General features: G+C 66.8%; 17 protein-coding genes, 1 tRNA gene and 1 pseudogene. 12 read left to right on the top strand and 7 right to left on the bottom strand.

Going from position 1 to position 20,184, the window contains the following annotated elements; genetic code table 11:
* Positions 1-57: 57 nt before the first annotated feature.
* Together ACP2AH_RS11360 and ACP2AH_RS11355 are read left to right on the top strand one after the other, a co-directional pair.
* Positions 58-1,305, top strand: a complete 1,248-nt coding sequence (locus ACP2AH_RS11360; RefSeq protein WP_425105899.1) for a CaiB/BaiF CoA transferase family protein — start codon at positions 58-60, stop codon at positions 1,303-1,305.
* Positions 1,302-2,264: a hydroxymethylglutaryl-CoA lyase gene (locus ACP2AH_RS11355; protein WP_425105898.1), complete on the top strand. Its 963-nt coding sequence runs from the start codon at positions 1,302-1,304 to the stop codon at positions 2,262-2,264. Before ACP2AH_RS11360 ends, ACP2AH_RS11355 begins: the two co-directional genes overlap by 4 nt.
* Before the next feature lie 111 nt (positions 2,265-2,375).
* On the opposite strand, the gene ACP2AH_RS11350 is transcribed toward ACP2AH_RS11355, so the two are convergent.
* Positions 2,376-3,614, bottom strand: coding sequence for a CaiB/BaiF CoA transferase family protein (locus ACP2AH_RS11350; RefSeq protein WP_425105897.1), 1,239 nt, complete (start codon positions 3,612-3,614; stop codon positions 2,376-2,378).
* A 275-nt stretch (positions 3,615-3,889) separates the two neighbouring features.
* Between ACP2AH_RS11350 and rplU the strand changes: the two genes are divergently transcribed.
* The 5 genes from rplU (at position 3,890) to proB (ending at position 7,711) form a co-directional block, all read left to right on the top strand.
* The gene (gene rplU, locus ACP2AH_RS11345) at positions 3,890-4,198 is read left to right on the top strand and encodes a 50S ribosomal protein L21 (RefSeq protein ID WP_425105896.1); all 309 of its coding nucleotides are present in this window, start codon (positions 3,890-3,892) and stop codon (positions 4,196-4,198) included.
* Between the two features lie 29 nt (positions 4,199-4,227).
* Positions 4,228-4,497 (top strand): 50S ribosomal protein L27, encoded by a 270-nt coding sequence (gene rpmA / locus ACP2AH_RS11340; protein WP_244450154.1) that lies wholly within the window; start codon positions 4,228-4,230, stop codon positions 4,495-4,497.
* 144 nt (positions 4,498-4,641) lie between these two features.
* The gene (locus ACP2AH_RS11335; protein ID WP_425105895.1) at positions 4,642-5,313 is read left to right on the top strand and encodes a GNAT family N-acetyltransferase; all 672 of its coding nucleotides are present in this window, start codon (positions 4,642-4,644) and stop codon (positions 5,311-5,313) included.
* Positions 5,314-5,378: 65 nt separating this feature from the next.
* Positions 5,379-6,413 (top strand): GTPase ObgE, encoded by a 1,035-nt coding sequence (gene obgE / locus ACP2AH_RS11330; protein WP_425105894.1) that lies wholly within the window; start codon positions 5,379-5,381, stop codon positions 6,411-6,413.
* Between the two features lie 113 nt (positions 6,414-6,526).
* On the top strand, positions 6,527-7,711 hold the full coding sequence (gene proB / locus ACP2AH_RS11325; protein ID WP_425105893.1) for a glutamate 5-kinase: 1,185 nt from the start codon (positions 6,527-6,529) through the stop codon (positions 7,709-7,711).
* Between the two features lie 8 nt (positions 7,712-7,719).
* Here proB and ACP2AH_RS11320 read toward each other — a convergent pair whose 3' ends face one another.
* On the bottom strand, positions 7,720-8,658 hold the full coding sequence (locus tag ACP2AH_RS11320; RefSeq protein ID WP_425105892.1) for a DUF2971 domain-containing protein: 939 nt from the start codon (positions 8,656-8,658) through the stop codon (positions 7,720-7,722).
* An 89-nt stretch (positions 8,659-8,747) separates the two neighbouring features.
* Here ACP2AH_RS11320 and ACP2AH_RS11315 point away from each other — a divergent pair, with 89 nt between their 5' ends.
* From ACP2AH_RS11315 to ACP2AH_RS11295, 5 genes are all read left to right on the top strand, one after another.
* Positions 8,748-9,764 carry a serine hydrolase domain-containing protein gene (locus tag ACP2AH_RS11315; RefSeq protein ID WP_425105891.1) on the top strand — a complete coding sequence of 339 codons (1,017 nt, stop codon included), beginning with the start codon at positions 8,748-8,750 and terminating at the stop codon, positions 9,762-9,764.
* A 189-nt stretch (positions 9,765-9,953) separates the two neighbouring features.
* Complete coding sequence (locus tag ACP2AH_RS11310) at positions 9,954-11,126, top strand: extracellular solute-binding protein (RefSeq protein ID WP_425105890.1); 1,173 nt, start codon at positions 9,954-9,956, stop codon at positions 11,124-11,126.
* 101 nt (positions 11,127-11,227) lie between these two features.
* Entirely contained in the window at positions 11,228-12,301 is a 1,074-nt protein-coding gene (locus ACP2AH_RS11305) for an ABC transporter ATP-binding protein (protein WP_425105889.1), read from the top strand.
* Position 12,302: 1 nt separating this feature from the next.
* Positions 12,303-13,313, top strand: a complete 1,011-nt coding sequence (locus ACP2AH_RS11300; protein ID WP_425105888.1) for an ABC transporter permease — start codon at positions 12,303-12,305, stop codon at positions 13,311-13,313.
* A 13-nt stretch (positions 13,314-13,326) separates the two neighbouring features.
* Positions 13,327-14,214, top strand: a complete 888-nt coding sequence (locus ACP2AH_RS11295; protein WP_425105887.1) for an ABC transporter permease — start codon at positions 13,327-13,329, stop codon at positions 14,212-14,214.
* Between the two features lie 61 nt (positions 14,215-14,275).
* On the opposite strand, the gene ACP2AH_RS11290 is transcribed toward ACP2AH_RS11295, so the two are convergent.
* From ACP2AH_RS11290 to fdhE, 5 genes and pseudogenes are all read right to left on the bottom strand, one after another.
* Complete coding sequence (locus tag ACP2AH_RS11290; protein WP_425105886.1) at positions 14,276-15,523, bottom strand: cupin domain-containing protein; 1,248 nt, start codon at positions 15,521-15,523, stop codon at positions 14,276-14,278.
* 183 nt (positions 15,524-15,706) lie between these two features.
* A tRNA-Sec gene (locus tag ACP2AH_RS11285) sits at positions 15,707-15,802 on the bottom strand.
* 138 nt (positions 15,803-15,940) lie between these two features.
* Positions 15,941-17,788 (bottom strand): annotated as a pseudogene (selB, locus tag ACP2AH_RS11280) (selenocysteine-specific translation elongation factor); the annotation flags it as partial.
* Positions 17,785-19,206, bottom strand: a complete 1,422-nt coding sequence (gene selA, locus ACP2AH_RS11275; protein ID WP_425105885.1) for an L-seryl-tRNA(Sec) selenium transferase — start codon at positions 19,204-19,206, stop codon at positions 17,785-17,787. The pseudogene selB and the gene selA, both read right to left, overlap by 4 nt.
* Positions 19,207-19,217: 11 nt before the next feature.
* A complete protein-coding gene (gene fdhE, locus ACP2AH_RS11270) occupies positions 19,218-20,129 on the bottom strand; it encodes a formate dehydrogenase accessory protein FdhE (protein ID WP_425105884.1) in 912 nt (303 codons plus the stop codon).
* Positions 20,130-20,184 lie beyond the last annotated feature (55 nt).

The following is a 20,184-nucleotide window of genomic DNA, read 5'->3' as shown; positions in this document are numbered from 1 at the left end:
GGCATCGGTCCTTTCGGTCGATAGATCGAAAAAACGGCGTGTGAGGAAGCACTTACCATGGAAGCGTCGCAACCCGGTGCCACCGAAGGTCCGCTGAGCGGGATCCGGGTGATCGAGCTCGGCAATCTGATCGCCGCGCCCTTCGCCGCCCGACTGATGGCGGAGTTCGGCGCCGAGGTGATCAAGGTCGAGGCGCCCGGCGAGGGCGACCCCTTGCGCAAATGGCGCAAGCTGCATGAGGGCACCTCGCTCTGGTGGTACCTGCAGTCGCGCAACAAGAAATCCGTCGCCATCAATATGCGCCTGCCGGAAGGGCAGGAAGTGGTGCGCCGCCTGGTGCGCGAGGCGGATGTTTTGATCGAGAATTTTCGTCCCGGCACGCTGGAGCGCTGGGGTCTCGGCTGGGATGCGCTGAAAGCGATCAACCCGAACCTCGTCATGGTGCGCATCTCCGGCTTCGGCCAGGATGGTCCCTATCGCGAGCGGCCCGGCTTCGGCGCGGTCGGCGAGGCGATGGGCGGTATGCGCTTTACGACAGGCGAGCCGGACCGCCCGCCGGCCCGCACCGGCATCAGCATCGGTGACTCGCTGGCCGCGCTGCACGCGGTGATGGGGACGCTGATGGCACTGCTCCACATCAAGTCCGGGCGCGGCACGGGGCAGGTCGTGGACGTGTCTCTGTTCGAGAGCGTCTTCAACATGATGGAGAGCCTGGTCCCGGAATTCGACGCGTTCGATTTCGTGCGCACCCGCTCGGGCGGCGCGCTGCCGGGCATCGCGCCCTCGAACTCCTATCCCACCGCCGAGGGCACTTATGTGATCGTCGCCGGCAATGGCGACGGCATCTTCCGCCGGCTGATGGGCGCGATCGGTCGCGACGATCTCGCCGGCGACCCGCGCCTCGCCTCCAATGACGGGCGCGTGCGCCATGTCGAGGAGATCGACGGCGCGATTACTTCCTGGACCAGCCGGCACTCGCTCGACGAGGTGACCGCCGCGCTCGATGCCGCCGAGGTGCCGAACGGGCGCATCTATTCGGTCGCCGACATTGTGAGCGACCCGCAATATCTCGCCCGCGACATGATCCTGCCCTCCACCTTGCCGGACGGGCTGAAGGTGAAGATGCCCGGCATCGTGCCGAAGCTCTCGGCCACGCCGGGGGCAGTGAACTGGCTCGGGCCGCAACTCGGCGAGCACACCGTGCCGGTGCTGGCGGCGCTGGGTTATGGCGAGGCGGAGATCACGGCGCTGGTCGCGAGCGGGGCCGTAGCGGCGGCGGAGCCTGCTGGGGGAGAGCCGGCATGACCGGCCCCGGCTTTCCGCCGCGTGTTCACATTCAGGAAGTGGTGACCCGCGACGGGTTGCAGATCGAACCCCGCTTCCTGCCCACCGAGGATAAGGTGGCTCTGATTGACGCCTTGTCGCAGACGGGCGTCGCCAAGATCGAGGTGACATCCTTCGTTTCGCCCAAGGCCGTGCCGAACCTTGCCGATGCGGCCGAGGTCGCGCGCGCGATCACCCGCAGGCCCGATGTGACCTACGTCGCGCTGGTGCCCAATCTGCGTGGTGCGGCGGCGGCACTGGAGGCGGGAATGGACGAGCTGAACCTCGTGCTTTCCGTGAGCGAAACGCACAACCTCGCCAATATGCGCATGACGCCGGCGCAGTCGCTGGAAGGCTTCCGCCGCATCGTCGCTGCGGCGACCGGCACCAGGGCGACGCTCAACGGCTCCATCGCCACCGCCTTCGGCTGCCCGTTCGAGGGGCGGCAGTCCGCTGAGAAGGTGCTCGATCTCTCGGAGGCGCTGCTCGCGGCGGGCCTGCATTCGGTGACGCTGGCCGATACCACGGGCATGGCCAATCCCCGCCAAGTCGGCGCGCTGGTCTCGGCCTTCCGCGCGCGCTTCCCCGGCGTGCCGCTGACGCTGCATTTTCACAATACGCGCGGCATGGGCCTCGCCAATGTGCTCGCCGCGCTGGAGGCGGGCGCGGACCGTTTCGATGCCTCGCTCGGCGGCATTGGCGGCTGCCCCTTCGCCCCCGGGGCGACCGGCAACATCTCGACCGAAGACCTCGCCCATATGCTGGGCGAGATGGGCGTGGCGACGGAAGTCGACCTCGCCGGCCTGCTGGCCCTGGCGCGAAGCCTGCCGGCCCTTCTGGGTCACGACATTCCCGGCCAGGTCGCCAAGGCGGGCCGCAGCGGTGACCTCCACCCTGTGCCGGCGCATCTTGGAGCGCCGCTGGAGACGCCCCCGCAATGAGGAGCGTGAACGAGCGCTAGCGGTCTCATATGCCGGCCGGCCCTCTGCCATGTCGCGGATGGTCGCCGCGCGGCCCAATTGACGGGCTACGTGGAGAAGTCGCACACAGCGTCAGATGATTCCGGCTGCGCGCAGCGCCTGCCGCTCGGCCGCCGACAGTCCGAGCCTTGTTTCCAACACCTCGTCGGTGTGTTGGCCGAGCAAGGGCGGGGCGGTAGCGCCGTCCATCGGAGAGTCTGCCAGCCGCAACGGGCTGCGCACCCCCGATGCGGTGCCGCCGAGCGGATGGGGCAGGTTCATCGCGAGCCCCCGCGCCAGCGCCTGCGGTTCGGCGAAGGCCTGAGCGATGGTGTTGATCGGTCCGGCGGGAATGCCGGCGGTGTCCAGCATGGCCAGCCATTCGGCCGTGGTCTGCCGCTTCAGCGCCGCCGCGATCAGCGGCACGAGGGTGTCGCGATGCGCCACGCGTTCGCGATTGGTGGCATAGCGTGGGTCCTCCGCCAGTGGAGCGAGGTCGGCGAGGCGGCAGAAGCGAGCGAATTGCGCGTCGTTGCCGACGGCGAGGATGATGTGGCCGTCAGCCGTCTCGAAAGCCTGATAGGGCACGATGTTCGGGTGGGCATTGCCCAGCCGGCGCGGCGCGGAGCCGCCGACAAGGAAGTTCAGCGCCTGGTTGGCGAGGCTCGCCACCGCGACATCGAACAACGCGATGTCGATCCTCTGCCCGCGCCCACTCCGGTGGCGCTGCTCCAGCGCTGCGAGTATGGCGATGGTTGCGTTCAGGCCGGTGAGGATGTCGACCAGGGCGACGCCGACCTTTTGCGGCTCGGTTTCCGGGCTGCCGGTCACCGACATCAGGCCGGACATGCCCTGGATCATGAAGTCGTAGCCAGCCCGTCCCGCCTCTGGCCCGTCCTGCCCGAAGCCGGTGATGGAGCAATAGATGAGGCGCGGGTTCAGCGCGGCGAGGCTGTCATAGTCGAGCCCGTAGCGCTTCAGGCCGCCGACCTTGAAGTTCTCGACCACCACGTCGCTCTCGCGTGCCAGAGCGTGGATCAGTGCCTGACCTTCGGGCCGCGCCATGTCGATGGTCACCGAGCGCTTGTTGCGGTTGGCGGCGAGAAAATAGGCACTCTCCCGTGTCGGGTTGCCCTCACCGTCTGCCAGCCAGGGCGGACCCCAGCCGCGCGTGTCGTCGCCCTCGCCAGGCTTTTCGATCTTGACCACCTCGGCGCCGAGGTCACCCAGGGCTTGCGTCGCCCATGGGCCGGCGAGGACGCGGGACAGATCGAGCACGCGGATGCCGGAGAGGGCCTGAGCGGGTGGCGAAGGGGCGGCGGCATCGGTCATGCAAGCATCCTCGGGCTGGGCGCGGGGCGCGCACGATAGCCGCGCGGCCGGGGTTGCGCCATCAGCCTGCTGGCCTCCGGACATTGTGGCGGCAGGGGCACGGAGGCCTTATCGCCACCCGGCGGGCGGCGCTTTTCCTTGACAGAAGAGGGCTCGCTTTGTAAGGAGCCGGCCTGCGTGGTGGGATGCTGTGTCCTCTGCGTTTCTTCAACCGACCGAAAGAAGCCGGTCCAGGCGGCAACGCCGGAGGCCGGCATCGAACGAAAGGACAAAACATGTTCGCGGTCATCAAGACGGGTGGCAAGCAGTATCGCGTCGCCCCCGACGCCCTCGTCACCGTCGGCAAGATCGAAGCCGAGGCTGGCACCTCCGTGACCCTGCCGGTGCTCATGCTCGGCGGTGACAGCCCGAAGGTCGGCGCTCCCCTCGTGGACGGCGCTTCCGTGACCCTCGAGGTTGTCAAGCACACCCGCGGCGCGAAGGTCATTGCCTTCAAGAAGCGTCGCCGTCAGAATTCCCGTCGCAAGATCGGCCACCGGCAGGACTTCACCGTCGTCCGCGTGACCTCGATTACCGGCGCCTGAGACCGCCAGCTAGGAAATAGGAGAGCAACATGGCTCATAAGAAGGCAGGCGGTTCCTCCCGCAACGGTCGCGACTCGGCCGGTCGCCGTCTTGGCGTGAAGAAGTTCGGCAGCGAGAAGGTCGTGGCCGGCAACATCATCGTGCGTCAGCGCGGCACCACTTGGCATCCCGGCACCAATGTCGGCATGGGCAAAGACCATACCCTCTTTGCGCTGATTGACGGCCGAGTCGAGTTCCGAGCCAAAGCTAATTCCCGCACTTACGTATCCGTCATTCCGGCCGCCGAGGCCGCCGAATAAAGCCGGTGAGGGTTCTTGGAAATCCCGCCGGTCTCGCCCGACCGGAAGGATTTCCCGAACGTCCGTGACGGACACCCGGGGTACCCGACAGGGGAGGCGAGGAAACCGCCTCCCCTTCGTCGTTCCGGTCCCAGGAGCCCTCAGATGACCATTGTCGAAGCGACCCTCGGGTCACCCCTCGTCGAGAGCAGTACCGCCGTCCTCGAAACCGGCCGCCTCCTGCTGCGCGTGCCCCGGATCGAGGACATGACGTGGATTGCCGAGCTCGCCGACAACCGAAAGGTGGCGGAGATGACGGCGAATATCCCCCATCCCTACGGCATGGCGGACGCGGCCTCCTTCGTCGCCAATCTGCCGGGCGGGCCGGAGGCGGCGACCTTCGCCATCTTCCTGAAGAACGAAGCGGCGCTTCGTCTGCCGGGGCAGCCGGCCTTCGGGCCGGCCATTCCGGTCGGCATGTGCGGCTTCAACCGCCGCGACGAGGACGTGCCGGAAATCGGCTACTGGCTCGGCGAGCCCTATTGGGACCACGGGATCGCCACCGAGGCCGTGCGGGCGCTGATCGACCATGCCTTCGGCGACCGCCGGCTGACCGCACTCACCGCCTCCGCCCGGGTCGTCAATCCGGCCTCGCGCGGCGTGTTGGAGAAGTGCGGCTTCCAGTGGACCGGCGTCGGCCTCGCCCGGGTGCGGGTGATCGGCGCCTCGGTGCCGGTCGATCGCTTCCGGTTGGAACGGCGGCTGTGGACTTCGCTGCGTGCCTGGGGCGCCACCCAGCCGGCGCGGCTGCACGAGCTCGATGCCGTTCGGCATTGAGCCGGCCTTTTGTTAGTCTTGGAGGACTCCCGCCCCGTGGGCGTCCGCAACGTTGAGCCGTACCGATGAAGTTTCTTGACCAGGCCAAGATCTATGTCCGCGCCGGCGATGGCGGCGCGGGCTGTCTCTCGTTCCGGCGCGAGAAGTTCATCGAGTTCGGCGGCCCCGACGGCGGCGACGGGGGGAGGGGGGGGGATGTTTGGATCGAGTGTGTCGATGGGCTCAACACGCTCATCGACTACCGCTACCAACAGCACTTCAAAGCCAAAAAAGGCGGCTACGGCATGGGAAAGAACCGCGCCGGGGCCAAAGGCGACGATGTTGTGCTAAAAGTGCCGGCGGGCACTGAGGTTCTTGAGGAGGACGGTGAGACCGTTCTGGCCGATCTGACCGAGGTCGGCCAGCGCATCCGCTTCCTCAAAGGCGGCAATGGCGGCTTCGGCAACGCGCATTTCCAGACCTCGACCAACCAGGCCCCGCGCCGCGCCAATCCCGGCCAGGAGGGCGAGGAGCGCTGGATCATCCTGCGCCTCAAGCTGATCGCCGATGCCGGTCTCGTCGGCCTGCCCAATGCCGGCAAGTCCACCTTCCTCGCCGCCACCACCGCCGCCAAGCCCAAGGTGGCGGATTATCCGTTCACCACCCTTCATCCCGGCCTGGGCGTCGTAAAGGTCGACGGGCGCGAATTCGTCCTCGCCGACATTCCCGGCCTGATCGAGGGCGCGCATGAGGGCGTCGGGCTCGGCGACCGCTTCCTCGCCCATATCGAGCGCTGCCGCGTGCTGCTGCACCTTGTCGACGGCACCTGCGAGCATGCCGGCAAGGCCTACAAGACCGTGCGCGCCGAGCTCGACGCCTATGGCGCCGGCCTGGAGGACAAGCCGGAGATCGTCGCCCTCACCAAGATCGATTCGCTCGACGCCGAGACGCTGAAGGCGCAGATGGACCGGCTGAAGCGCGCGGCGAAGAAGAAGCCGCTGGCGCTGTCCGCCGCCACGGGCGATGGCGTGCGCGAGGCGCTGCGCGCGCTGCTCGGCATCATCGACGAGGGCCGCGCGGAAGAGGCCGACAAGGTGGTGCCGGAACCCTGGCGCCCGTGACGCCACTCCCTCTCCCCCACGGGGAGAGGTGAGGGCCGCCACAATTCCCGCGCGCCGGCGACGGAAACGGCGTATGTAGCGCGCCGTCTTCCCTCTGATCGAAGCCCGCCGCGATGACCCTCTCGACCGACCCCGCTGCCGACACCGCCGTCTCCCTGCCGGAGGCCGCCCCGGCGTCGCCCCAGCTTTCCGCCTTCCGCCGCATCGTGGTGAAGGTGGGCTCGGCGCTGCTGGTCGATCAGGCGCGCGGGGCGCTGCGCCATGCCTGGCTGGCGGCGCTGGCGGAAGATGTGGCGCAGCTGCACCGCGAGGGGCGGGAGGTGCTGGTGGTCTCGTCCGGCGCCATCGCGCTGGGGCGCAATGTGCTGGGCCTGCCGCGCCGGGCGCTGAAGCTGGAGGAAAGCCAGGCCGCCGCCGCCGTGGGGCAGATCGCGCTGGCCCGCGCCTGGTCGGAAGCCCTCGCCCATGAGGGTGTCGCCGCCGGGCAGATCCTCATCACCCTCGGCGATACCGAGGAGCGGCGGCGCTATCTCAACGCCCGTTCCACCATCGCCAAGCTCATGGAGCTGAAGGTCGTCCCTGTTATCAACGAGAACGACACGGTGGCGACCTCGGAAATCCGCTATGGCGACAATGACCGGCTCGCCGCCCGCGTCGCCGGCATGACCAGCGCCGATCTGCTCATTCTGCTGTCGGATATTGACGGGCTCTACACCGCCCCGCCGAATGAGGACCCGGAGGCCCGCCTCATCCCCGTGGTGCCGCGCATCACCGCCGAGATCGAGGCGATGGCCGGCGGCGCCGGCACGGAGCTGTCGCGCGGCGGCATGAAGACCAAGATCGAGGCCGGAAAAATCGCCACCACGGCGGGCGCGCATATGGTCATCGCCTCCGGCAAGGTGAAGAACCCGATCCGCGCCATCGAGACGGGGGCGCGCTGCACCTGGTTCCTCGCCCCGGCCAATCCGGTGGCCTCGCGCAAGCGCTGGATCGCTGGCGCGCTGGAACCGCGCGGCGTGCTGCATCTCGACGCCGGCGCCGTGGCCGCGCTGCGCCGCGGCTCCTCGCTGCTGCCGGCGGGGGTGAAGCGCATCGAGGGCGAATTCACCCGCGGCGACGCGGTGGTGCTGCGCGGGCCGGACGGGGCCGAAGTCGGGCGCGGGCTGGTGGCCTATGACCACGACCACGCCGAACGGCTCAAGGGCCGCTCATCGGACGAGATCGCCACCATCACCGGCTTCGAAGGCCGCACGGCGATGGTGCACCGGGACGATCTGGTGCTGGGTGGGGGTGGGTGAGGTAAGGGCTAGATAGGCGTGAAATTCAGATCATAAGAATATCTTTCCATGCCGACTTTGAATATTTGGCAGTTTTGATTTCTTATTTTCGCTAATGACGTAATATAATTTGTAAATTTATCGTCCGACTTAACGCCAATATACAATTCTTTTATCATAGAAGGATCGATATTGTGTAGGTAAAAAGAATTTCCTTTGCGATTTACATCAAGTATTACAGAACGTACTTCCTGTTCGTAAGACCAATCATTGCTCTTACTCAAAAGAGCACGCTCTGTAAATTTGTCGACAGTAGAATCTATATTATTTATTTTATTAAGTGTATGTTCCGTAACCGTATCATAGAATGATACTCGACTGTTGGAATATATTACATCCATTAGCGGCGCGTCCTGGTGCACGCAGTCTCTAGAAATTCCTACGATCGCACCTTTGTGACCTTCTGCGTAATGCGACCACATTAAGATGCTTCGGATATTTTTTGTTGCGCAAAAAACGCCGCAATTAGCAATTGGATCAATAATTATTGAATTGTCTTGCTTGGGTATATTAAACGGAAATTTAATATCTAAATCTCTACACATCCCTTCAATAAGATCCGTATATTCATGATCTTTCAGTTCATTAAGAGTTTGCGAAAAACGACCTATATTGCTCTGTAAAAACCAGCTATCTATGCCTGAATGAACATTAAGAAAATAATCAAACGGCTTTGATTTAATAAAATCAAGATATAATTTCAATCTTCTCCTTTTAATATCTATTTCGTCATAATTCATGAGGTCATCAATAAATAAATCAAAAGGATCATTTAGTGCATGCGGTGCCGTATATTTCAATGTGCAATCCGCGATCATTTTAATCGCGCCATTTTGGTCTACATATTTATAAAGTGTGTCCATATTTCCAATAGACTGAATTATTAACCTAGACTGAAATAATACCACGTCAGCCTTCCCCAGTCGATGGCTGCTAATTCGGACCTCTCCCCCCATCGTGACCACCCTTCCCCCGCGTCCGCCCTATCTTCTGTGGCATGAACCGTCGTTCCCTGATTGCCGCTCCGCTGCTTCTGCTCGCCCCGCGCCTTGGCCTCGCGCAAGGCGCGCCCGCGCCTGACGCCCCGCTGCCCGCGCTTAACGCGGTGCTCGACCGCGCCGGGGCACTGGAGCCGCTGCGCACCGTGCTCGTGATGAAGGACGGTGAAACGCTGGCTGCGCGCGGCTATAGCGGCGGGCGGGTGGACCGGCCGACCAACATCAAATCCGCCTCGAAAAGCATCCTCGCCATGCTGGCCGGCATCGCCATCGATAAAGGCGTGCTGGAAGGGCCGGAGCAGAAGATCGCCCCGCTGCTGAAGGCCGATCTGCCCGCCGACCCCGACCCGCGCCTTAATGAGATCACGCTCGGCAATCTGCTCTCCATGCAGGCGGGGCTGGAGCGCACTTCCGGCGCCTTTTATGGCGCGTGGATCGCCAGCCCCAACTGGGTGCGCGCGGCGCTGGCGCGGCCCTTTGTCGATCAGCCGGGCGGGCAGATGCTCTATTCCACGGGGTCCTCGCACCTCGTCTCGGCGATTTTGACACGGGCCAGCGGGCGCTCGACGCTGGCCCTCGCGCGCGACTGGCTCGGCCCCATCGAGGGCTTCGCCATCGCCGATTGGGAGCGCGACCCTCAAGGGGTGTATTTCGGCGGCAACCAGATGGCGATGCGCCCGACCTCCCTGCTCGCCTTTGCCGAGTGCTGCCGCAACGGCGGGCGCAACGGCAAGGGGGAACAGGTGATCCCGCAAGACTGGATCGCCCAATGCTGGCAGGCGCGCACGGCCTCGCGCTTCACCGGCGACGCCTATGGCTATGGCTGGTTCACGCGCGAGATCGACGGGGCGCGCGCGCATTATGGCTGGGGCTATGGCGGGCAGATGCTCTATGTGGTGCCGCAGCGCGGCGTCTCGCTGGTGATGACCTCCACCACAGACGCGCCCTCCGGCCGCACCGGCCATCGCGACGACCTGCACGCGCTCGCCGGCGCCCTTCTGGCCGCGCTGGGGTGAAGGGGCGGGCGGCGCCCGTTTTGCGTGCAGGGAGGTATTATCGCCTGCTGAAAAGCGCGGCAGTGGCGGCATGGCGTCGGGATTCGACAAGGGCGCGGTCGGATTTGTGCAACGCGGCGACGGGCGCGCGCTGCTGGCATAGTTCCTGCTCTCCTCTCCCCCGGTCCATGCCATCCCGAGGGGAACGCCGTGACGAAGAAGACAGAGCCGACCAATTCGTCCATCGAGACGCTGCTCGCCGCCCGCAGCTTCACCCGCCGCGTGCTGTTCAAGGGCGCGCTCGCCGCCGGCACGATGGCCGCCGCCGGCCCCTATCTGGTGCGCGACGCCTTCTCCTCCTCCGGCGAGCTGAGCCTGCTCAACTGGGACGACGAACTGCCGGCGCCGGTGATCCCGAACTTCGAGAAGAAGACCGGCATCAAGGTAAAGACCACGCCGTTCTCGCAGAACGAGGAGCAGATCAACAAGCTGCAGGCGACCGACGGCGAAGGCTTCGACCTGTGCGCGCCGACGCGCGACCGCGCGCCGCAGTTCAAGGAGCTGGGCGTGCTGGCGCCCTACGACACCTCCAAGCTGGCGCTCGACAATCTGCTGCCCTCCATGCTGGAAGCCTCGACCAGCGTGTGGACCTGGGACGGCAAGCTCTACCATGTGCCGCATTGCTGGGGTTCGGAGGCCATCGCCTGGCGCACCGACCTCGCCACGCTGACCTATGACAAGCTGAGCTACGGCACGCTGTGGAGCCCGGAATTCAAGGGCAAGATGCAGGGCCGCCCGCACTCGCTGCTGCTCGGCATCGGCCTGTGGTGGGACAAGACCGGCAAACTGACCTCCAACCGCATGCTCGACGCCTTCAAGGACGAGGCGACGATGAAGAAGATCTACGATCCCATCCTCGCCTTCGCCATCGAGAACAAGGCGCAGGTCAAGCAGTTCTGGGATTCGGCCGACAACACCAAGTCCGGCTTTATGGAAAATGGCTGCGTCATCGGCCAGACCTGGGACGGCCCGCCGCTGTCGCTGAAGAAGCAGGGCAAACCGGTCACCTATATGGCGCCGCAGGAAGGCGCCATCACCTGGGTGGACGGCTGGTCGCTGACCAAGGGCGCCAAGAACATCGCCCAGGCCTATGAGTTCCTCAACTACATCCACACGCCGGAAGCCTCCGCCGCCGTCGCCGACGGTTCGGGCTACAACCCGGTTGTGAAGGGCGCCGACAAGTATCTCTCTGAGGTCGCCAAGAAGAACTTCGCCGAGGCCTATCCCGGCAACGCGCTGGAAAACCTGTGGAGCCGCCCGCCGGAGCCGTCCTGGTACGCCGAACTGCGCACCCAGTACGCCGAGAAGTTCAAGGCGGCGTGAGCCCTGCCTACTGACACACCCCTCACGGCTGGACGCGCCCGGCCGTGAGGGCGTCCGGGCCGTGCCTTGGCCCGCATCTTCCCCGAGTACAGGAAATCCGCATGGCCGCTGCCGTCGAGCTTGAGGGCGTCAATGTCACCTTCGGCGATTTTGTCGCCGTCAGGGACGCGAACCTCACCATCGAGCCGGGCGAGTTCTTCTCCTTCCTCGGCCCGTCCGGCTGCGGCAAGACCACGCTGCTGCGCACCATTTCCGGCTTCATCGAGCCCACGCGGGGACAGGTGAAGATCGGTGGCCAAGACATGAAGGGCATCGGCCCCAACAAGCGGCCGACCGCGCTGATCTTCCAGAACCTTGCCTTGTTCCCGATGATGACGGTGGCGGAGAATATCGGCTACGGCCTGCGGGTGCGCGGCGTGCCCCGGCACGAGCGCGACGAGAAGGTGAAGAACCTGCTGGTGCAGGTCGCGCTTTCCGAGCACGGCCACAAGAAGGTGTCGGAGCTTTCCGGCGGCCAGAAGCAGCGCGTCGCCATCGCCCGCGCGCTCGCCGTCGAGCCCTCCGTGCTGCTGCTCGACGAGCCGCTCTCGGCGCTCGACCTCAAGCTGCGCCAGCACATGCGTGCAGAGCTGCGCGCCATCCAGAAGCGGGTCGGCATCACCTTCATCTACATCACCCATGACCAGGGCGAGGCGCTGACCATGTCGGACCGCATCGCGGTCATGAATGCCGGCGTGATCGAGCAGGTGGGCGACGGGCGCGCCGTCTATGCGGAGCCGCGCACACCGTTCGTCGCCTCCTTCGTCGGCGAGAACAACCGCATTCGCGGGCGGGTGAGTGCGGTGGAAGATGGCTTCGCCACGCTCGACACGCCGCTCGGCGCGCTCAAGGGGCGCAACCCGGTGGCGCTCGGCGTGGGGCAGGAAGCACTGCTGTTCGTGCGGCCGGAAGTCCTGCGCCTGCGCGCCAATGGCGGCACCAGCGGCTTTGCCGGCGAGACGCTGGATGTCGCCTATGAAGGCAGCGTCTCCCACATCACGCTGCGGGTGAAGACCGGGCAGAAGGTGACGGCGAGCGTCGGCGGTGGCGTGGCGCTGCCTGCGGCGGGTGAGGAGCTGCATCTCGGCTTCACCCCCGAGGATGGGCTGCTGCTGGCCCTGCCGGAAGGGCACTGAGATGAATGGCAGCCTCGCCTTCGTCTTCGGCCTGCCGCTGGCGGTCGTTGTGCTGTTCTTCGCGCTGAGCGCCTATGAGCGGCGCATGGGCATTGCCACCGGGCCGGGCTTCTTCCAGCGCAATGGACTTGCCGTCGGCCTCTATCTGGTGCTGGCCGTCGGCTTCTGGGCCTTTTTCATCATCCTGCTGCCGCAGCTCGCTATGGTGGACATGTCGTTCCGCCCGAAGCTGCCGCCGGCGCAGATGGGCGGACCGAAGGACCTCTACACGCTGGAGAATTACCGCTACTTCCTGTTCGGTTCCACCACCTCGACCGCCGAATGGAACTGGCTGCACATCAAGGCCTTCTTCCTCACCATCGGGGTGAGCATCCTCATCACGCTGATCAATTTCGCCATCTGCTACCCCTTGGCCTTCCACATGGCGCAGTCGGCGAGCGCGGCGCGGCTCAGGGTGCTGCTGCTGCTGCTGATCCTGCCCTATTGGGTGAACGAGATCCTGCGCGCCTTCGCCTTCCGGGTGCTGCTGTCTTCCGGCGGCATCATCAACCAGCTGCTGATGGGCAGCGGGCTCACCAGTGAGCCGATCGATTTCCTCGGCGCCGATGTCGGGCTCTATATGGGCCTGTCCTACGCCTATCTCCTGATGATGATCTTCCCGCTCTACAACGCCATTGAGAGCCTCGATCGCAACCAGGTGGAAGCGGCGCGGGATCTCGGGGCGCCGTGGTGGCACATCCACGCCTTCATCGTGCTGCCGCACGCCAAGCCGGGCATCGCCTCCGGCTGCACGCTGGTGTTCATGCTCACGGCCGGCGCGCTGGCCGCGCCGCTGGTGCTGGGCGGGCCGCGCACGCTGTGGTTCACCCCCATCGTCTATGACCGCTTCTATCAGGCCTTCAACTGGCCGCAGGGCGCGGCCTATGCCTTCATCCTGCTGGTGAGCTGCATTCTGTTCGTGCTGGTGGTGCTCAAGGCGTTCCGGCTCAGCCTTGGAGAAATCACGCGATGATGGAGTACACGCGATGATTCCTGGTCCGTTCCAGCGGGTGATGTTCGCGCTCTATACGGTGATCTTCTTCCTTTATTTGCTGGGGCCGCTGGCGGTGATGGGCGTTTCCGCCTTCAACACCCCGCAATACCCGCAGGTATGGCCGATCGACGGGCTGACGCTGGACTGGTTCGCGGCGCTGTTCGCCGACCAGGACATGATGACGGGCCTGAAGATGAGCCTGTGGATCGGCGTGCTGGTGGTGTGCATCTCCGTGCCGATCGGGCTGGCGGGGGCCATCATCATGACGCAGATTCAGCCGCGCGTGCGCTCGCTCTATTATCTCGTCGTGGTCTCGCCGGTGCTGACGCCGGGCATCATCATCGGCATTTCGACCGTGGTGTTCTGGCGCCAGTTCACCGGGCAGACCGGCACGCGCTTCCTTTATGACGGCGTGGTGCTGACCGTGCTGGGGCAGGCGAGCTTCATTTCCGCCTATTGCATGCTGATCATCCTCGCCCGGCTGCAGCGCTTCGACCGCTCGCAGGAAGAGGCGGCGCTCGATCTCGGCGCGAGCTACCCGCAGGTGTTCCGCCACATCTTGCTGCCCTTCCTCAAGCCGGCGCTGGCCTCGGCGGCGGTGCTGGCCTTCCTCTCCTCCTTCGAGAACTACAACACCACCACCTTCGCCATCCTCTCCGACAAGACCCTGACCACGGTGCTGGCCGGGCGGGTGCGGCAGGGCTCGACGCCCGCCATCTCGGCGCTGGCGGTGGTGATCGTCGCGGTGACGGTAGTGGGTGCCATCGCTTTCGAGATTTACAAGCGGCGGGCGGATGCGGCCGCGGCGCGGCGCCAGCGCGCCGCGCTGGAGGCGGAGGAAGCCGAGCTTTCCGGCACGCCGACGCCGGCGATGGGCTGAGGCCAGGCGGGGCGAACGGACGACAGGTCCGCCCGCCCCTCGCCATGGCAGGCGCCCGGCTTCACCGCGGCTGCAGGCCGACCTGCCCGCGTGGGAAGCGCGCAATCACGGCCGGGTCGATGTTGAGATGCGCGGCGACGAGTTCCGGCGGGGCGTGGGTGAGCCAATCCGCAAGGTCGACCTCCTGATATTCCGCCGTGCGGAACACGGCCAGCACCTGCACGTCCTCATCGCCGGTGTTCTCGATGTAATGGCCTTGGCTCTTGGGCACCACGCCGAGGTCGCCGGCCTGAAAATCGATGGTCTGGGCGCGCGGGCCGGTGTTGAAAACCGTCAAGCGGCCCCGACCCTTGATCCAGTACTGCCATTCATCGGCATTGGGGTGCCAGTGCAAGCGCCGCAGGCCGCCGGGGCGGATGGTTTCGATGGCGGCGGCGATGGTGGTGGAGGCCTTGAAGCTGCGGCTGTCGGCCAGATGTACCTCGCCCGCCTCGTTCTTCTTCACCGGCGGCGTGCCGGTGAGCGAGAAGGTGAAGGGCTCGGCCGGCGCCCCGCCGGCGGCGACGGCCGCCTGATCCACCGCCAGCGGCGGCGGCTCCTGGCCCTGGAAGATCCACAGGTCCTGCAGCGGGATGTTCTTGAACGTGTCCGCCGGCACGCCGAAATTCTGCGCGAGAATCTTCGGCGGGGTGTGGGCGAACCAGTCGGTGAGCAGCAGCGTGTTGTATTCGGACTGGAAGGCGTCGTCGAAGACGATGATGAACTCGCAGCCTTCCGGGCCGAGACCCTGCAGCGAGTGCGGATAGCCGGCGGGGAAGAACCACAGGTCGCCGGCGCCGACATCGCGCACATAGGGGTGGCCGTCCTTGTCCAGCACGGTGATGCGGCAGCGGCCATTGGTCATCAGCGCCCATTCGCCGGCGAGATGCCAGTGCATTTCACGAATGCCGCCCGGCCCGAGGCGCATGTTCACGCCGGAGACTTCCTTGGCGGCTGGGAACTCCGTGGCGGTGATCTGCCGGGCCCAGCCGCCGGCCTGCACGCGCTTGGGCATGATGTTGAACGACGACCACAGCATCGGCATGTTGCCGACATCGGTGGCGGGCGGGTTCTGGAAGGCGGGGATTTGCGCTTCCAGCGCCGGATTCTGTGGGCCGGGATTGGACAGGGCGCCGGGCGTCGAGTTGATCGCGCCCTCCGGCGGCTGGTCGGGATTGCCGAAGCTCGCGGCCTGCGCCGCGCCGCTGGCGACGGCGACGCCGCCAAGGGCGCTGAGCGCGAGCAGGGTGCGCCGGGACAGATCTTCCATTGTCGCTCTCCTCACGGGATCGGGGGGGCAGGGGGGCGGGCCTCCTGTGCGGCCCGGACTGTGCGGGGAGCGAGCTGGGTAATCTTGCGCGCGTGCACGATCCGGCACGTGAGCGGGCGGATGCGCAAAAGCCAGCCGGCGCGGCGCGGGTTAACGTTGCGGATTGGGGCCGGGTGGGGAGGATGGCGGAAGAGAGTGGGAGTCGAACCCACCAGGGACCGGCTCGCGGCCCCTTCCGGATTTGAAGTCCGGATACCTCACCGGAGGTAACGCTCTTCCAGAAGGCATGTCCGCGCCCCGGGCGGGGGCGGGCGCATCAGTGTGGTCGATCGCGCCGAACAGGTCCAGCCGGTGGCGGTTGAGGCGGCGCAGATCGCCGCGCCGCAGGGTGACGCCATGGCGGTCGAGAAATTCCAGGATCTGGATCGCCACCTTGCGGCCGACGGCGTGGCCGCCGTGCTCTATCCGGTCGCGGAAGGCGCTGGCGGCGAATTCCCGCCCCGGCGCGGCCTCGGCGAGGGCGTGGGCGAACGCCACCATCTCCGCCACGGTGGCGCGCAGGAAGAAATGGTCGTGCGCCACCTCGTCCACCTTGCCCATGCGCGCGAGCAATTTCATCAGCCGGCGCATATCTGCCTCCGCTTCGCCGGTCTGCGCGGCGAGGTCGCGCACGCGGGGCGGGCGGAAGCGGGCGTCGGCGGCAAGGGAGGGGGCGATCCGCTCCCACAGCGCTTCGTCCCGGGGGGTGAGGCGCACCTCATGGCCGGGAAGCCGCACCCAGGCGCCCTCGCGCACCAGCGCGCCGCTGTCCCCGAGGCGGCGCAGTGCCTCGGTGAACACCGGCTTGGGCAGCCGCGGGTGCAGTGCAAGGCGCAGTTTTTCCGCGCCCATGCCGGCGAGGTCGGGATTGGCGTCGTGAAAGGCGCCGATTTCGCGGAGCAGCTCCTCTACATAGAGTGCCCAGCGCACTGGTGAGAGGGCGATGCGCGTCTCGCCCTCATGGAGGATCTCCAGCCCCAGCCGGGCGGCAATGGCCTCCGGCGCTTGCGCCCCCAGCGCCCGGTCGCGGGCGAAGGCGGCGAGGTCGAGATGGAACGGCGCGACCTCGAGCAGCCCGGACACCGCCGCGTCCGGGTCGGCCTCGCGCAACGCGGCGAGCTGGGCGAGGCGCTCGGGCGCGCGCCGCTTGCGGGCCGGGGCGCGCAGGTCGATGAGGCGGCCGCCGCCGATGCTGCGCTGCGCCGAGGTGTCGCGAATGACGTAACGGTCGCCGACAGCGGCGGCGATCGGCCGTTCCAGCACGATCTGCACGAGGCCGGTCGTGCCGGGGGCGATTGTTTCGGCGGAGAGCGGCACTAGCCGTGCCCCGATCTCGCTGGCGCCATGGTGGAAGCGCACCGGGAACCACGCACCAAGCGGTTTCGGCTCGCTCGCCAGCACGGTGAGCGTCGCGTCGATCCGCTCGGTGGGGGCGTGCAGCGTCGGGTCCAGCACGAGATCGCCGCGCTTTATCGCCTCGGCGCGGATCGACTCGCCGGCGAGGTTGAGCGCGCAGCGCTCCCCGGCGCGGCCTTCCTCCGCCTTGCGGTTCTGCGCATGCAGTGAGCGCAGCCGTGCGGGCAGGCCGGACGGGCTGACGATCAGCGGATCGCCCACGCGGACACGGCCGGAGAGCACGGTGCCGGTGACGATGGTGCCGGCACCGGCGAGGGTGAAGCTTCTGTCCACGGCGAGGCGAAAACGCCCCTCCGCCGTGCGGGCTTCGGACCGGCGGGCGGCGGCGATCAGCGCCTCGCGCAGCGCCGCCACCCCTTCGCCGGTGTGGGCGGAAACCGGCATTAGGGCGGCACCGGCGAGCGACATGCCTTCCAGCAGCGCCGCGATCTCGCCGGCTACTTCGTCGCGGCGCGCCGCGTCGGCAAGGTCGGCCTTGGTGAGGGCGACCAGCCCCCGATTGATGCCGAGGAGGTCGATGAGCGCGAGATGCTCGCGTGTCTGCGGCATCACCCCGTCATCGCAGGCGACGATGAGCAGGGCGAAGTCGATGCCGCTCGCCCCCGCCAGCATGGTGTGGATGAACTTTTCATGGCCGGGCACGTCGATGAAGCCGAGCGTGCCGGCCTCGGTCGGCAGATAGGCGAAGCCGAGATCGATGGATATGCCGCGCGCCTTCTCCTCCTTCAGCCGGTCGGTATCGACGCCGGTGAGCGCGCCGACCAGCGCGGTCTTGCCATGGTCGATATGGCCGGCGGTGCCGATGATCATGCCGGCACCCTTATGTCGGCGAGGCTGGCGAGGAAGCCGGCCTCGTCTTCCAGGCAGCGCAGGTCGAGAATCAGCGCGCCTTCGCTGATGCGGCCGATGATCGGCACCGGCAGGTCCCGCAGCGCCTTCGCCAGGGCGATGAGCCGCCCGCCGGAGGCTTCCGCCGCCGGGCGGATGGCAAAGCCGGCACTGGGCAGGGTTTCCAGCGGCAGCGCGCCGGAGCCGATCTGGCTGGAACAGTCGACGATCTCGATGTCGAAAGCGTCGCCCAAAGCGGCGGCGAAAGGCTCGGCGAGCGCATGGGCCTGGGCGGCGATCTCCGCCCGCCTGCGCGCCAAGAGCCGCAATGTCGGCAGCCGGGCGGCCAGCCGTTCCGGGTTGCGATAGAGCCTTAGCGTCGCCTCCAGCGCGGCGAGGCGGATCTTGTCGACCCGCAGCGCCCGCTTCATCGGGTTTCTGTTGATGGCGGCGATGAGGTCGGCACGGCCGACGATGAAGCCGGTCTGCGGTCCGCCGAGCAACTTGTCGCCGGAGAAGGTGACGATATCCGCCCCTTCCGCCACTGCTTCCCGCACCGTCGGCTCGTGGGCGAGGCCGATCCGGGCGAGATCGAACAGGGTGCCGGAGCCAAGATCATTGACCAGAGGCACGCCCTTGGCGCGGGCGATCTCCGCCAGTTCGCGCGCCGGCACCTCCTTGGTGAAACCTTCGATGCGGTAGTTCGAGGTGTGAACCTTCAGCACTAGCCCGGTGGTCTCGTTGAGCGCGCCGGCATAGTCCTTGGGATGGGTGCGGTTGGTGGTGCCGACCTCGACCAGCTTCACCCCGGCGCGGGCCATGATGTCAGGCATGCGGAAGGCGCCGCCGATCTCGATCAGTTCGCCGCGCGAGACGATGGCCTCGCGGCCGAGGCCGAGCGTGTTGAGCACCAGCAGCACGCCGGCGGCATTGTTGTTGACGACGGTGGCGTCTTCCGCGCCGGTGAGCTCGATCAGCACATCGCGCACATGGTCGTCGCGCTCGCCGCGTTTGCCGGTGGCGAGGTCATATTCGAGCGCCACGGCGGCGCGCATGGCGCTCGTGGCGGCTTCCACCGCCTCTTCCGCCAGCAGGGCGCGGCCGAGATTGGTGTGCAGCACCGTGCCGGTGAGGTTGAACACCGGGCGCAGGCGGGTGCGTGCCTCCAGCTCCAGCGCTTCCGTTGCGGCCAGCGCGACGTGATCGGCCGTGGGCAGGGCGGCGAGCTTGCCCGCCAGCAGGCAGGCGCGCACCTCAAGCAGCGCGGCGCGGATGGCCGAGGTGGCAGCGGCGCGGCCGAACGCTTCCACGGCTTCCTGGCCCGCGGGAGTAGCGAGCACGCGGTCGACCGAGGGCAGGTCGCGTGGGGAGGGGGCGGCGGTGAGGGAGGGCGCGTCCATGGCCGCCCCCCTCAATAGCCGAGCAGGAACGGGTTGAAGGCGGCGCGGCGATAAGGACCCTGCCGCATCATCAGATCGAGACCCAGCGTGCCGATATCGTCGGCGACCGGCTCGATGGTGACATCCTTGTTCTGGTACATCACCTTCACATAGGTGCGGCACTCGTCGCAGGTCTCGGCTTTCACCGTGCCGGGGCTGCCGTCGATTTCCTGATAGCCGATGCCCTTGGTGGTGCCGCAGGCGCAGCAGCGGATGCGGACATAGTTCCACAGGGTGGAGCAGAGCGAGCAGGCGCAGAAACGGTTGCCATGCGCGTTCGGCCATTCGACGATGAGCGAAGCGACAGGCGGGCCGCCGCAGGCGGGGCAGACGCCATCGCCCACCGGCACCAGCTTTTTCGCGTCGAGCGTCGCGGCGAGGCGGGCGAAATGCACCTGCAGGGCGCCCGCGACATAGACATGCTCGGCGAGGCGTTCCACGGGGAGGTCATGCGCGAGCACGTCGCGCACCATCTGCGCGCGCTCGGCGCCATCGGCACGGCGCACGCGGGTGAGAGCGGCGGCGGCTTCCTCGGGCATCGCCACACGGGCGGCCGCGTCGAACAACTGGTCGAGCGTCGCTTCCAGCGTGTCGTCGAGCAGGGTGGTGGCGCGGTCCAGCGCCGGCATCTCGAAGGCGCGGGCGCGCTCCAGATGCTCCGGCTCCGGCGGCTCGACCGGGGGGAGGGCGGACACGATGGCCTGCTGTGCCTCGATGAGGCCGGCGACGAAATCGAGATAGGGCTTGAGCGGGCTCACCGCTGCATAGGTGCGCAGCCGCTTCGCCCGAACGCCGAACAGATGCGCGGGATCGGGCAGCACCGCGAAGGGAGGGGTGGAGACGGTGCCGATCACGCTGGGATCGGGCTGAAGGTTCTGCGACATGCTCACCTCACGAACCGCACGGGCCACGTGGAACGGAAGGGCTCCGCCCCGGACA

This window comes from Ancylobacter sp. (assembly GCF_965249975.1).
Classification (GTDB): Bacteria; Pseudomonadota; Alphaproteobacteria; order Rhizobiales; family Xanthobacteraceae; genus Ancylobacter.
Note: the sequence above shows the minus strand (reverse complement) of the source record. Positions and strands in the feature narration are given on the sequence as shown.

Bases quoted from the DNA above. Each gene is read 5' to 3' on its own strand.
- ACP2AH_RS11360 (WP_425105899.1), top strand. From the start codon at position 58: ATGGAAGCGTCGCAACCCGGTGCCACCGAAGGTCCGCTGAGCGGGATC.
- ACP2AH_RS11355 (WP_425105898.1), top strand. From the start codon at position 1,302: ATGACCGGCCCCGGCTTTCCGCCGCGTGTTCACATTCAGGAAGTGGTG.
- ACP2AH_RS11350 (WP_425105897.1), bottom strand. From the start codon at position 3,614: ATGACCGATGCCGCCGCCCCTTCGCCACCCGCTCAGGCCCTCTCCGGC.
- rplU (WP_425105896.1), top strand. From the start codon at position 3,890: ATGTTCGCGGTCATCAAGACGGGTGGCAAGCAGTATCGCGTCGCCCCC.
- rpmA (WP_244450154.1), top strand. From the start codon at position 4,228: ATGGCTCATAAGAAGGCAGGCGGTTCCTCCCGCAACGGTCGCGACTCG.
- ACP2AH_RS11335 (WP_425105895.1), top strand. From the start codon at position 4,642: ATGACCATTGTCGAAGCGACCCTCGGGTCACCCCTCGTCGAGAGCAGT.
- obgE (WP_425105894.1), top strand. From the start codon at position 5,379: ATGAAGTTTCTTGACCAGGCCAAGATCTATGTCCGCGCCGGCGATGGC.
- proB (WP_425105893.1), top strand. From the start codon at position 6,527: ATGACCCTCTCGACCGACCCCGCTGCCGACACCGCCGTCTCCCTGCCG.
- ACP2AH_RS11315 (WP_425105891.1), top strand. From the start codon at position 8,748: ATGAACCGTCGTTCCCTGATTGCCGCTCCGCTGCTTCTGCTCGCCCCG.
- ACP2AH_RS11305 (WP_425105889.1), top strand. From the start codon at position 11,228: ATGGCCGCTGCCGTCGAGCTTGAGGGCGTCAATGTCACCTTCGGCGAT.
- ACP2AH_RS11300 (WP_425105888.1), top strand. From the start codon at position 12,303: ATGAATGGCAGCCTCGCCTTCGTCTTCGGCCTGCCGCTGGCGGTCGTT.
- ACP2AH_RS11295 (WP_425105887.1), top strand. From the start codon at position 13,327: ATGATTCCTGGTCCGTTCCAGCGGGTGATGTTCGCGCTCTATACGGTG.
- ACP2AH_RS11290 (WP_425105886.1), bottom strand. From the start codon at position 15,523: ATGGAAGATCTGTCCCGGCGCACCCTGCTCGCGCTCAGCGCCCTTGGC.
- selA (WP_425105885.1), bottom strand. From the start codon at position 19,206: ATGGACGCGCCCTCCCTCACCGCCGCCCCCTCCCCACGCGACCTGCCC.
- fdhE (WP_425105884.1), bottom strand. From the start codon at position 20,129: ATGTCGCAGAACCTTCAGCCCGATCCCAGCGTGATCGGCACCGTCTCC.